At 38.7% G+C, this 12,878-nt stretch carries 11 protein-coding genes; 3 read left to right on the top strand and 8 right to left on the bottom strand.

Annotated features, from left to right (window positions below; genetic code table 11):
* Nucleotides 1-85: 85 nt before the first annotated feature.
* The 8 genes from FAX86_RS05300 to FAX86_RS05265 form a co-directional block, all read right to left on the bottom strand.
* On the bottom strand, nt 86-1,702 hold the full coding sequence (locus FAX86_RS05300; protein ID WP_144392300.1) for a DUF3426 domain-containing protein: 1,617 nt from the start codon (nt 1,700-1,702) through the stop codon (nt 86-88).
* Between the two features lie 76 nt (nt 1,703-1,778).
* Nucleotides 1,779-2,660 carry a 50S ribosomal protein L11 methyltransferase gene (gene prmA, locus FAX86_RS05295; protein WP_144392299.1) on the bottom strand — a complete coding sequence of 294 codons (882 nt, stop codon included), beginning with the start codon at nt 2,658-2,660 and terminating at the stop codon, nt 1,779-1,781.
* A 40-nt stretch (nt 2,661-2,700) separates the two neighbouring features.
* Entirely contained in the window at nt 2,701-4,047 is a 1,347-nt protein-coding gene (locus FAX86_RS05290) for a DUF58 domain-containing protein (RefSeq protein WP_144392298.1), read from the bottom strand.
* Nucleotides 4,044-5,045, bottom strand: coding sequence for an AAA family ATPase (locus FAX86_RS05285; protein ID WP_144392297.1), 1,002 nt, complete (start codon nt 5,043-5,045; stop codon nt 4,044-4,046). The genes FAX86_RS05290 and FAX86_RS05285 overlap by 4 nt, the downstream gene beginning before the upstream one ends.
* Complete coding sequence (locus FAX86_RS05280; protein WP_144392296.1) at nt 5,042-6,262, bottom strand: DUF4350 domain-containing protein; 1,221 nt, start codon at nt 6,260-6,262, stop codon at nt 5,042-5,044. The genes FAX86_RS05285 and FAX86_RS05280 overlap by 4 nt, the downstream gene beginning before the upstream one ends.
* A complete protein-coding gene (locus FAX86_RS05275; RefSeq protein WP_144392295.1) occupies nt 6,259-7,791 on the bottom strand; it encodes a hypothetical protein in 1,533 nt (510 codons plus the stop codon). Before FAX86_RS05275 ends, FAX86_RS05280 begins: the two co-directional genes overlap by 4 nt.
* The gene (locus FAX86_RS05270; protein ID WP_144392294.1) at nt 7,788-8,768 is read right to left on the bottom strand and encodes a stage II sporulation protein M; all 981 of its coding nucleotides are present in this window, start codon (nt 8,766-8,768) and stop codon (nt 7,788-7,790) included. Before FAX86_RS05270 ends, FAX86_RS05275 begins: the two co-directional genes overlap by 4 nt.
* Nucleotides 8,765-9,448, bottom strand: coding sequence for an RDD family protein (locus tag FAX86_RS05265; protein ID WP_144392293.1), 684 nt, complete (start codon nt 9,446-9,448; stop codon nt 8,765-8,767). Before FAX86_RS05265 ends, FAX86_RS05270 begins: the two co-directional genes overlap by 4 nt.
* Before the next feature lie 518 nt (nt 9,449-9,966).
* Between FAX86_RS05265 and selD the strand changes: the two genes are divergently transcribed.
* From selD to FAX86_RS05250, 3 genes are read left to right on the top strand one after another with little or no spacing between them, the layout of a single operon-like run.
* Nucleotides 9,967-11,001, top strand: a complete 1,035-nt coding sequence (gene selD / locus FAX86_RS05260) for a selenide, water dikinase SelD (protein WP_144392292.1) — start codon at nt 9,967-9,969, stop codon at nt 10,999-11,001.
* Nucleotides 11,002-11,006: 5 nt separating this feature from the next.
* Entirely contained in the window at nt 11,007-12,089 is a 1,083-nt protein-coding gene (gene mnmH, locus FAX86_RS05255) for a tRNA 2-selenouridine(34) synthase MnmH (RefSeq protein ID WP_144392291.1), read from the top strand.
* Nucleotides 12,086-12,781 carry a penicillin-insensitive murein endopeptidase gene (locus FAX86_RS05250; protein ID WP_144392290.1) on the top strand — a complete coding sequence of 232 codons (696 nt, stop codon included), beginning with the start codon at nt 12,086-12,088 and terminating at the stop codon, nt 12,779-12,781. The genes mnmH and FAX86_RS05250 overlap by 4 nt, the downstream gene beginning before the upstream one ends.
* Nucleotides 12,782-12,878 lie beyond the last annotated feature (97 nt).

The raw sequence follows: 12,878 nt of genomic DNA, 5'->3' as shown, positions 1-12,878 counted from the left end.
GAAGACTGTTATCTATACATATGAATAGTTTAACCGGTATTTTGAGTCGTTAATTTTACCTATTTGAAATTTTATTAGATCTGACTTATCTGAAATCAAACTCAAAGCCAAAAGCATTAGCGTGGGATTCTTTGGCAATGACTAAGATTAATGCCTGCTGATTGGGTGGCATTAAAGTATCTTTCAGTTCGTTTGATAAATAGTCATTTGGTGTGTGAACTTCTGTCGAGACTACTTTTCCTTTTGTATCCGTAAAATGTATTTCAACACTAGGATAAGGTTGTTCGAATGTGGCGTTGTTACGAATCATCAATTTAAATTCTGAGCGATTCGGATCATCTTCACTCGGACGAATATCCCTTTGGATCAACTCGATAGCTTTTACATCTCTTCGTTGCTTCAATTCACAAGGAGCAATGGAGCACATCGAATGAACTAATGAGCCCCAAGTGTCGTCCCATGCGAGCGTTTGGCGTTCAACCCAGAGAGTTGTAATTCCCCAAGATAAACCGGCAAGTACAATACCGACACCTGCTAGCCATTTATACTTGTGGCTTTTTTGCTCAATAATTTCATCAAATTCATCGAGTGGATCGGGCTCTAATGTTTCACCTTGAAGTGAACTTTTTACATTGGCAATGGGAACGTCTGAAGTTTCAGATTGTTTTGAATTGGAAGTCGTTGCCTTTGTTACATCGCTCATAGACATGGCTTCATCAATAATGGCTTCTTGCTCCGGCGACGGTTTTAGATCTTCTTCATTCGGTTTAAATCGTTCAAATTCAAACTCAGGTATTTCATCATCATCTAAGTTGCGGTTTGCTTCTTGCTCTTGCTCTTGCTCTTGCTCTTGCTCTTGCTCTTGCTCTTGCTCTTGCTCTTGCTCTTGCTCTTGCTCTTGCTCTTCGATGAGATCAATTAAAGGCTCATCGATAATTTCGTGATCGTTTTCTAACTCCAGTTGCAAATCTTCTAAATTATCAAAATCACTGTCCAGATTGATTTCGTCTTTAAAATTTTCTACTTTTGAATTTTCTGCGTTTGATTCGTGAGATGAGTCATCATTTGGAGTAATTTCTAATAATTCGGAATCATCATCTGGCGGCAATAATTCATTTGTCTTTGCAAATATTTGTTCTTCGTCTTCGATAATATCTGATGTGTTTTCTGTGTTTTCTGTGTTTTCTGTGTTTTCTGTGTTTTCTGTGTTTTCTGTGTTTTCTGTGTTTTCTGTGTTTTCTGTGTTTTCTGTGTTTTCTGTGTTTTCTGTGTTTTCTGTGTTTTCTGTGTTTTCTGTGCTTTCTGGTAAAGCAGTTGATTCTTCATCCGAGTTTATTTGCGGTTGTTCAGAAAAACCGGCGGGTTCAGAGAACGGTTCACTTATTTCTGTATTTTCAATATCGGCAGGTGTATCGGGTTCGTCGACTTTAGGAGCAAGTTGAACTTCATTATTAGTTTCGATTGAGGATGTTGAGATTTCTGAAGATAAGTTTGATGCGGCTTCTTTTGACGGTGCTTCGGTTGAGAGTTCGTTTTCTTCGACTTCTTTCTTTTGTTTGGGTTTTACTAAGTTCTCAGTTGCTTTAAATACATGCAAGCAAGCACCGCATCGCACTCGACCTTTCGCTGTTTTCAACTGTTGCTCGGCAATGCGAAACACCGTCGAGCACTCTGGACATCGGGTGTAAATGGATTGCGCCATTGAGTATCCTTTTGCTGTTGGCTTACCGGAGCAACCGGCGTCTATTTTTATTATAAGATCATTTTAACGCTTTGTATTAACGCTTCGTACCTTCGAGTCTTATCCAATCCTCTTTGTCGACAGCGGGTTTCATATTAAACCATTTGCTATAGCATTGGCTAATTTCATCAGCTTGCTCTTTTAGGAGGCCAGAAAGAACGAGCTTGCCCTTAGGATTAACTTTTTCTGCGATTGATGGTGCCAGCTCTTTTAATGGTCCAGCTAATATATTTGCAATGACAATATCAAACGATTGATTCTTAGCAATTTCGGGAAGACCGCGTTCAATACTAGAGTCTGGTAAATGATTGCGCGCCATATTATCTGTCGTAGCTTTAATTGCTTGGGGATCGATGTCAATTGCTGTGACTGACTTGGCACCTAACTTAGCCGCAGCTACGGCAAGAATACCGCTGCCACAACCGTAGTCGAGAACAGAACAATTTTCAAAAGATGCGCCATCCATCCATTCTAAGCAGAGCGCGGTCGTTGGGTGTGTTCCTGTGCCGAATGCTAAACCGGGGTCTAGCAGTATGTTGGTTGCCTTTGGATTGGGTGGTTCATGCCAACTCGGAACAATCCAAAGACTGTGTCCGAACTGAATAGGATGAAAGTTATCCATCCAGGCTCGTTCCCAATCTTTATCCTCAAGTTGTTCGAACAGAGGATTTTTAATGCTTTCAGCAAAATTACTTTGCTGAATAATATCCAGAACATCAGCTGTATTGCAGTTGGCATCAAATAGGGCCGAGACAATTAAATTATCCCATAGAGGTGTCTCACCGGGGAGTGGCTCCAAAATGGGGTTGTCTTGAGCGTCTTCATAGGTCATTGATAGAGCACCAAGTTCCATCAAATAATCAGATATATTATCGACGTCTTGTTGTTCTGTAGAGAATTTTAATTGAAGCCAAGGCATGTATTTATTCTTGTGTATTTAGAGTGTGTTTTTAATGATATCAAAGTCTACCGCTCCGTTTAATCTCAAAATAGCTATTTACTATTCGACTGGCCAAATGACTGGGTATGGTATCGAGAGCGATGACCCCTCGATTGACGCATTGATTTTGAACCTTCTGTCGTTGTCTTATAAAGTTTAGGGATTCTGTATATTTTAATGCATCCTCGAAATTAGCTACTGGATTTTCAATACTTTCATCAAGTGCGTGCTCTCTTAGGTTTGCTAGCATTACTAAATGATGCTCGTTCAGTAATTTGATGGCTGGTTCTAGCTCAAACAAATCTTCATCCCGGCAGTTGGTAATTAACACAACCAATGAGCGCTTTCTTATCCGTGAGTTGAGTTCAGTAGCTGCTTCAATAAAATCTGATGCGTTTAATGTTGGGTGACAGTCATAAACTTGATTGAGGATCATGTTGATAAAGTGAGTGCCCTTTTGAGGTGAGAGCCATCGAGATATTCCTCCAAAACTTAGAAAGCCGACGGCGTCTCCTTGCTTTAAACCGATGTAAGCTAAAAGTAACATGGCGTTGAGAGAATGATCAAAATGACTTAAATCTTGATCTTGAGTTCTCATTCTGCGCCCACAGTCCAATAAAAAGACAATATTTTGGTCTTTTTCTTCCTGGTATTCTTTTGAAATTAACTTATTTAATCGAGAGCTTGCACGCCAGTCTATTTGGCGTAATGAATCACCAATTCTGTACTCTCTTAACTGATGAAATTCTAAACCATCACCTCTGCGTTGCGAGAGCCGAATGCCCATTTGAGACGACTGTTGATCTGCTGATAGTAAAATATAATCGTGAATAGCGGCAAAGTTAGGATAAACTTTGATCGTTTCACAAGTACCATCTTGAATAACTTTTTCCCAAAGACCAAGCGTTGACTGAATTAGAAGTCTAATTAAACCAAATTCAGCATCACCTCGGTGGAGTATTCTTATTTTGTAGTATAACTCTGCAAAGCTTCCCGTATTTATAGTTACTGTTTGGGGTAGGTCTTTAACTTCGCTATGCTGTGGATAATGATCGCTAACGAAGATATTCAGAATTCGATTTGATCGGTTGTTTATTTTCAAACTAACAGTTGTGGTTGCTCCTACAGCAAGATTTTTAGTAACTTTTCGGGATGCGCTTACATGCTTACTTTCTTTTAAACTCAGTAAATCAAAAAATAGTAAAGATCCGCTGATAGCGCTTCCCCATAGCCAAATTTCATACAGGTATGCCGACAATATAGGAAATGACTCGAACGCACTCTCTAATATTGCTGAAAGTGCCGACAATAAGGCGACGAACAACCAAAACAATATTAATTGAATTAAGCGCTTAGCTGGTCTCATTTGCGAGGTGCTTCTACTTGATTGAGTATATCGTCGATAACATCGTCAATTTGTATTCCCTCAATTTCCAACTCGGCTGAAAGCTGGATCCTATGTCTTAGCACAGGCATAGCGATTGACTTGACTTCATCTGGAGTTACGTAGGACTGACTTCGAATTAGTGCTAGAGCTCTGGCGCAACGAATTAATGCAATGCTGGCCCGTGGACTAGCTCCCATTCTTATTCCTGGCCATTCCCGGGTTGCTGCGACAATTTTAACCGCATATTCGAATAACGAATCATCGACTGGAATTTCTGCAGCTAGTTTTTGTGCTTTCAAAATACTCTCTGGAGAGGCAACTTTGTTCACTGCGTTCAGAATGCTACTGCTCGATACCTTACCCGTAGTGACATTTTTAACTAATGTTACTTCATCTACCTGACTTGGGTATCGCATATATACCTTCATAAGGAATCGGTCGAGCTCCGCCTCGGGTAGTGGGTAAGTCCCTTCTTGTTCAAGAGGATTCTGTGTTGCCAAAACCATAAATGGTGGCGCTGTTTTATAAGACTTACCTTCGATAGTGATTTGTTGCTCTTGCATAACTTCAAGTAAAGATGCTTGGGTTTTTGCTGGAGCTCTGTTTATTTCATCAGCTAATAATAAATTTGTGAATGCTGGACCTTTTCTAATTTGAAATTTTTCAGATTTAGGGTCGTAGATTGCATGTCCCGTGACATCGCTTGGCATTAAATCTGGTGTAAACTGAATGCGAGAGAAGTTGCCATCAAAGCATTTGGCGAGCGCACGAACTAAAAGGGTTTTTCCAATTCCCGGAACACCTTCCAATAGCAGGTGCCCTGCAGCAAACAAACAAACTAATGAATGTTGTAAAACTTCTTCTTGACCGATCAATACTTGGTTTATTTCGTGCGTCATTTTGTTAATTAATTGAGCATAAGACTCAGTTGATATTTGCTCAGAGCTTTCAGGTTTTGGTATTTGTTCATCACTCATAGTGTATTCCCATGAAGTAGGTGTCGCACCTTTTGCAACGTTTGTATTTGATTAGTGAATTCAATTGGATTGTTAGGTTCAGAAAAAAAAGCTTTCTCTAAATCATTTGTATCGATATTTGTTAACTTATGCATATAACTTAATTGTTCGGCTTTATCTTGACTCTTTAATAGCGGATGGCTCCTTTTTAAACGGCGTTCAACGTCTTCGCGTGTGTCTGTCAATAATTGACTTTTGTTACCGTAACGCCACTTAAATTCAGAAGCTGCCAAAATATGTTGCATTAACTTTCTGCTATCAAATGAAAATATTGGAAATATAGGCCCTGTTTTTATTTGATAAAACCAAATGATTACTAATAAAAGTAAAAGCGCATTTAATATAATATGATGACCATGTTTCCATAGTAGTTCTATAAATGACTCGTATTGGGGATTATAAACAATCCATACTTTTTCGGAGTCTTCAGTCAGTTGATAGAGGAACATAGCGTGATCTTCGGCGTTGAGCTTCTTATTACTCCAAATATATGTACTACTTAATACGGTAATTAAGCCTTCCCCATAGTTATATTGAAGTACATGTCTCGAACTGTCGGTTCCTGCGTTAAAGACAGCGTCGCCGGATGCATCAAGTAAATAGTGAAAGTTTGGAAATATTATTGATGTTTCCTGTGAGTAGTTTTTAAACTTAATTTTTGTCTTACTGCTAGAATCATAAAAACGATCTTTTTCTATGTCATCGAGTGCATCCCATTCATCAGGCGTTAAAGTATTGATATCACCGTAATTACGATAAAGTCTAGCGCCTATTTCGTCTAGAATTGGAGCACCGCTGCTACCAGTGTCATCCTCAAAATTCTCTACCGCAGCGAGAATTAAATGACCACCTTGTTTTACGTAGCTTTTGATGACTTGCAGTCGACTTTCACTCAGAGTTTTTCTGCTGTTGGTAATAATCAAAGAATGATTAACAGGAATTTCGCTATCAAAAATATTGTAATTTCTAGTTAACTCGACCTGGATTTCTTGGTTTTCAAGAAAAAACTCGGCTGCTAAAAATGGATTTTTTTTTGCTTGTTGTGAGTACCCTTGATCCTTAGTAACGTAAACGGTTTCAGAATGACTAATAAGGTAGGTCCAAATTAAGCCTGGTATTAAAATCAATATTGCGGTTAGCCAAACAATAGGGCGAACAGTTATATCTGTTGATATCATTGTGCTGTACCTTCAGCATTTGATTGGCTATTGGGACTAAAAATTAAACTCCATTGATGACAAAGCTCTTCGACATCATTGTGCTCTGGTATTTGCTGTCCATAGGCGAACCTTCGCCATATTTGAATAAGATTTGCAAAGTATTGGCTCAGATTTACAGGCGTTTCTGCCTTAACTATTTTGGCACATTCTAATTCTGTGTACCCATCTTCGAACTCGCAATTGTATTGTGAAATGATCTCTTTAAGGGTTGCTCTTAAAAGAATAGATAAAGATTTTCGATATTGTTTTTTATTCCACAGTTGCAAGGCCACCTCTGCTGGGTTGTCCGGCAGTGATTCTGGAGACATGGATATTCCAAATAAAGCATCGGGAGACGACTTACTGTTGTCACTTGGATTTATTCTTTGGAACATTGAGCGATTTTCAATGACTTTATATACAAACCAACCAATTAATCCAAATACAAACACCCAAAGTAATAGTTCAACCAGCTTCGCTACCCCAGTAAAAATGCTGGCGGAATTATGATTATATTGGTCTTCACTACTCGACTTTTCTGTTTCGAAATTGTAGAAGGTTTCTTCTTCTGTAACTTCACGTTTAAACGGTTCTTTGTTTAAAATTTCTTCTACTTCTTGTTTTGCTGACTGGTGTGTGAGTTTTTCTTCTGTTTCCGCTTTGGCTATATTAGAATTTGTCGCAAAAATACTGGCTATCAGAAGAGGCGCACAAAGACTTCCTAATAGTTTTTTGCGTTCTGTTTTCTTTTTATAATCTTGCATGCGGTTTGCTAGTTTTCGAAACACTAACTCTATATCCCAAGCTTCTAAAATAGTTCTTTGATTGATGTAAGTGGTAAATCCACATGTAATGTAGAACGGACTGAAAAAGCCAATGATAAGATACATCAAAAAAACTTGAATTGTTTGTCCAGCATTGGAGTTTGAGGCCCACAAAAAGTCGCCAAAGTGGTCGCCAATATCTTGTAAATAAATATCAGGTATAAACCATAAGAGTAATATAATGATATTGAAGTAAAAAAAGACATGTAGAATTAAAAATAAAACGGTAAGCCAAGATGCTGTTCCGGTATTAAAGGAGTGTAATGTGCGTATTCTATTCGCTCGGCGAGATCCTTTTAGTCCCTCAAGTTGACTGACGGCCAAATCCATTGATCGAGTAGGGCTAAGCCTTCGCCATGATAAATTAGAAACTACCTGTTTAAACGCATAAGTATGGAAATCTTTAAGAGTTTGTTTAATTGTTGGGTATTCTCCAAAAAGAGCTCGACTAACGTAATTTAGTAAAGCGGAATCAAATATTGGTTTTAGCCACCAAAATACAACAATTAACCAAAAAAGATGTTCTTGTAAAACAGCAACACCCAGCACGAAAATAGGCAGTGTTACAGTAAACCAAATTCCATAAAGTGATCGCCAGTGGTGTTGAACCATTTTAAATCCGAGGTCAAGGGATTCCCAACCTCGTCTTGGCTTAATTTTGGCCGTTACACGTTCGAGATTCATTTGCTTACCAACTTTCTTGGCCAGAGTAAGTAAACATAAACGAAAATCCAGAGGAAAGTGCCCACAGAATATTTTGTGGTTGTGGTCAGTAAAGTGCTAGAAGACCAAAAAGCTTCAATAAATGCTGCAATTAATAAGAAAAGAGCTGCACCATAAACAAGAAGAACCGCTTTTTCTGTCGCTAATTTAAGCGAGTCTAAACGAGTTAAGTTGCCTGGCGCAATGATTGACCAACCTAGCTTAATACCCGCCATCCCACAAATGACAATTGCTGTAAGCTCAAAAGAGCCATGACCTATTACAAATGGAAAAAACGTGGAAGTATATTTAATGTTTATTATATGGGCACTGATAGCGCCAAAAAAGAGCCCGTTAAATGTTAAGAAAAAAATAGATCCCATTGTAAAAAGAATGCCGGTAGCGAAGGTTCTAAAACCAATTCCTATATTGTTCCAAATATAATGACCGAACATGTAAAAGTCGGAGTCAGACTCTCTTTCTCGTCCAAGCACGCTTGCTTCAGGGTCATACATAGATTCGATTTGACTCACCTGGTTGGGAGGAACAATACTATAAACAAGATCGGGATTGAGTATTGTTAGAGTCAACAAAATTAGACTTGGTCCAAAAAAGATAAGCATACTCATCCAGAATAGTAACTTCTGTTTTTGTATTTCCGAAGGAAAGCCATGAGCAACAAAGTGGATAATTTTATATAGAAGATATGTTCGTTTGGAATAAAGTATTTGATGTCCGCGTAGTACGAGATTATCGAGATATTCAATTAAGTATGGACTGTACTGGCGCTCTTTAGCTATCGCTAATGAGTGACAAAGGGCGCGATATAGATTGGGTAGTTGATTCAGAGTCTCTTGATCTAATTTTTTTCTTTCTGAGCGAGAGTCGAATTGATTGAATAACTGTTCTGACTCTTGCCAAATTGATGTGTATTGTTTTTCAAATTCTTCTTGTCTCATCGACGACCCCTGAACCAATTGGCCATAGATACGATGTTTGACATTCGTTCTTTGGCGTCTTTTCCTTCTAAAATAGGCGATAATATATCAGCGAGCTCATGATTTCGTGCTTCGCTTAATTGGTGACTCCGTTCACCAAAATGCAAAATTGCGCGTTGTTCTTCTAGTGTAAGGTTAACAGGAGCTTGTTGTGGTTTTTCATTTTGCAAGCTGCCTGAGGGTGTATAACTATTTTTATGAATGACGAGAGTGCCTGCCGCTAAATCTCCGAGCCGTTTAAATTGATGGTGAATCATCATTGATATCAAACCAACCAGGTAGAATACTGGAAACGCATCTGCTGCGCGGAGTAAGTTGCGGACTATCGAAGGGCCCCAAGTAATTGGAGTTCCATCATCATTAACAACCTTTATTCCCATCATTTTTTTGCCTGGCGTTGCTCCTTGATTATAAATTTCAAATAGAATTGGGTAGGCCCATTCCAATAAAAAGATAAAAATCAAAAATAATCCGCCACCAAAGCGGCCCATTACGCCAAATATTGTACCGATAACAAAATAAACACCAATGCGTATGGCCATATCTATCATGAATGCCAATGACCGCACAACTGGACCTGCGAGAGGTAAGTTAAGTTCTATTCCTTCGGGTACTTCTACCGTGTGATTCGTGTCCAGCATAGTTAATTATTAATTTCTTCGTTGAAGGACCTTAATTTTTTTATTCGTGCTGATAAGACTTATTTAGAAGTCGTTTTGCAGAGTCGAGAGAGTATCGGTTGCTATAAGTGTACTTTATTTTCATGATAGTGCCCACATGTCTCAGGGGATGTTCCTGTTTCGTGATGAATTGGCGATTAATCAACCTAAAATGATAACCGATTCTCAAATTGCTTTGTTACTACTTTATGTTTTAAAAGCAACTAGTTATGGTGTTTTTGAAGGCTGTTAATTGACTCAGAATTCCACGGATCGGTTGGCTTTCTCGCCCCGACTAAGCCATGAATAGGTAGGTGCATTCTTAATCTGAGTTAACAATGGTTTTCATCCTAGTTGAACTGACTGATATTTCGACCCCTAATTTTGCCTCGTCTTTGACGAGGCTTTTTTTATTCGCTTCTTCTAATTATTCCTATAACTTGCAGTGAGAACAATTAAGTGATTAATTATTACCACACAATAAAAAAGTGAATAATAGCATGACAATAAAGTTAACCGAATACAGTCATGGTGCGGGCTGTGGCTGTAAGATAGCACCAAATATTTTAGATAAAATACTACAGACAGGCTTTAAATCGCTCGTCGATCCTAATTTGCTTGTGGGTAATGACAAAAAAGATGATGCGGCAGTTTATCGTTTGAATGATGAAATTTCGGTAGTCAGTACCACCGATTTCTTTATGCCGATCGTTGACGATCCTTTTAATTTTGGCCGAATAGCTGCAACCAATGCGCTTAGTGATGTTTATGCGATGGGCGCAACTCCAATTATGGCAATTGCTATATTGGGATGGCCTGTTAAACAACTTTCTGTTGAGATTGCGGCAAAAGTCGTCGATGGAGGAAGGCAGGCGTGCAAAGAAGCCGGTATTGTTTTAGCCGGTGGCCACAGTATTGACGCTCCGGAGCCAATTTTTGGATTGGCTGCTACTGGGCAGGTACCAACGGCATTTATTAAGAAAAACCATACCGCAGAAGTGGGTGATCGTTTGGTTTTAACCAAACCACTTGGTGTTGGTATTTTAACAACGGCACAAAAGAAAAAGCGATTGTCGTTAGACGATGAATCTCGAGTCATTGAGGCAATGTGTCAATTGAACTCTTTAGGTGCGGAGTTAGCAGCTAAAAAATCCATACATGCAATGACAGATGTTACTGGATTTGGATTGGCAGGTCACTTGATTGAAATGTGCGAAGGCGCAAACGTTTCGGCACAAATTAACGCCAACAAGCTCCCTTTATTGCCTGGAGTACGAGATTACATTGAGCAAGGGTGCATTCCTGGTGGTGTCGAGAGAAATTGGCAAAGCTATGGCCAACATATTCATGTCGAGCAAGAATTAATTCGGACGATTATATGCGACCCACAAACCAGCGGTGGTTTATTGATATCTGTGAGTCCGGATGAGGCGGAAAGAATTTTGTTGATGGCACAAGAAAGAGGCTTTATCGCTTCGGATATTGGCGAAGTTATAAATCGACAAGACAAACGTTTAATTGTATCGGAGCGTTAAAATTCATGAACTGGATTGTAGCTGATCAGTTTGAGTCTCTCTTTAAATACGATACTCCTTTCATTGATGTACGTGCGCCCATTGAATCAATAAAAGGTACTTTTCCAACAAGCTTTAACCTTCCTATTTTAAATAATGATGAGCGTGCCAGAGTTGGCACAGAATATAAGCGAAACGGAAAGAGCGCTGCTATTGAATTGGGATACCAATTGATTCAGGGCGAGACAAAAGAAGAGAGAGTGAGGAGTTGGATAAGCTTTTTTCAAAAGTATAAAGAGTCTTGCTTATATTGTTTTCGGGGAGGACTACGTTCAAAAATATCAGCTGAATGGTTATTGGAGCAGGGGATTTCTATTCCTGTGATAGAGGGTGGCTACAAGGCGCTTCGTCGATTTTTACTGAAAGTAATTTCTGATCTGAAGCCCGAAAAATTTCGAATATTAAGCGGCATGACTGGTGTTGGTAAAACTGAAGTTATTCGTCTGTACTCTAATGCTATTGATTTAGAGAAGTTGGCTAACCATCGTGGTTCCAGCTTTGGTAATTATGTTTCCTCTCAACCTTCGCAGGCGAGTTTTGAAAATAGTCTGGCTATACAGTTAATTAAGCTATCCGAAAGTACGGATATTTTGCTTGAAGATGAAAGTCGATTGATAGGTAAATGTTATATTCCAATAGAGTTACAAACAGCGATGAGGCAGGCTCCTGTCATTGTTATTGAAGAGGTATTTGAAGAACGAATCGAAAGAATTTATCAAGAGTATATAATTAGAATGATTACAGATTTTCAAACAGAGTATCCTTCAAGCTGGAAGGACCATTTTGAGCTCTATTTAATGAATAGTTTGCTCAAAATGAAAAAACGCCTTGGAAACGAATCTTATTATGATATTTCTAGACTTATTCAATATGCGCTAAAAGGGTCATTTTTTGAAAATAAACATGAGCAGCATTATGAGTGGATAAGCTTACTTCTAATAAACTACTACGATCCTATGTATCGATATCAAATCGCGAAGAAAGCTCAACGTATTGTTCATAAGGGCAATTTAGAGAGTGTTAAAGCTTATCTAAAGGTCTTTGAATGATTCGAAAGCTTGGCTTTTATATTGTTCCTTTATTTATGGGTTTGGTAACTACTTCTGTTGCCGCCGACAGTCAATGCTATGGTACAACAGCAAAAGGTAAGTTAAAGAATGGCGTCGAGTTACCCATGTTAGGCAAGAATTTTGTCAGCTATGGTCAGTTAGCAGGAGCGTTGGGGCGCACCTATGTTCATAGCACTGTAAGAGATATTGTTTTGGGTGCGTATCATTCTTTGCAAAGCTCGCATCCTGATAAAGTGTTTAAATATGCTGAGACAGGATTTAAAGAGGGCGGTCGATTTAAACCCCATAAAACTCATCAAAATGGACTATCCGTTGACTTTATGACACCTGTAATTGATATCAATACAAAAAACTCTGTACATTTGCCAACACATGCGCTTAATCGTTTTGGGTATGATATCGAGTTTAACAATAATAGCCGCTATGAAAATTATCAAATCGACTATGAGGCAATTGCAGCTCACCTTATTGCGCTTCACAAAGAATCGATAAAGTATGGTGTGGAAATTTGGCGCGTAATATTCGACCCGAAATTACAACCAATGTTATTGAGTACATCGGGTGGCGAGTACATTAAAGCAAATATTGAATTGTCGAAACGACGATCTTGGGTGCGGCACGATGAACATTACCATGTTGACTTTAATATTCCCTGTTTACCATTAAAGTAACAGATTTTATCTCTTCAACTAAACTTCCTTCTAATTCTCTCTATAATATTTTAATTGGATAGCTTTATGTAACGTTGCGGTGAGTAAATAAACCAAG

Origin of the sequence: Pleionea sediminis, from assembly GCF_007570825.1 — a bacterium.
GTDB lineage: Bacteria > Pseudomonadota > Gammaproteobacteria > Enterobacterales > Kangiellaceae > Pleionea > Pleionea sediminis.
Note: the sequence above shows the minus strand (reverse complement) of the source record. Positions and strands in the feature narration are given on the sequence as shown.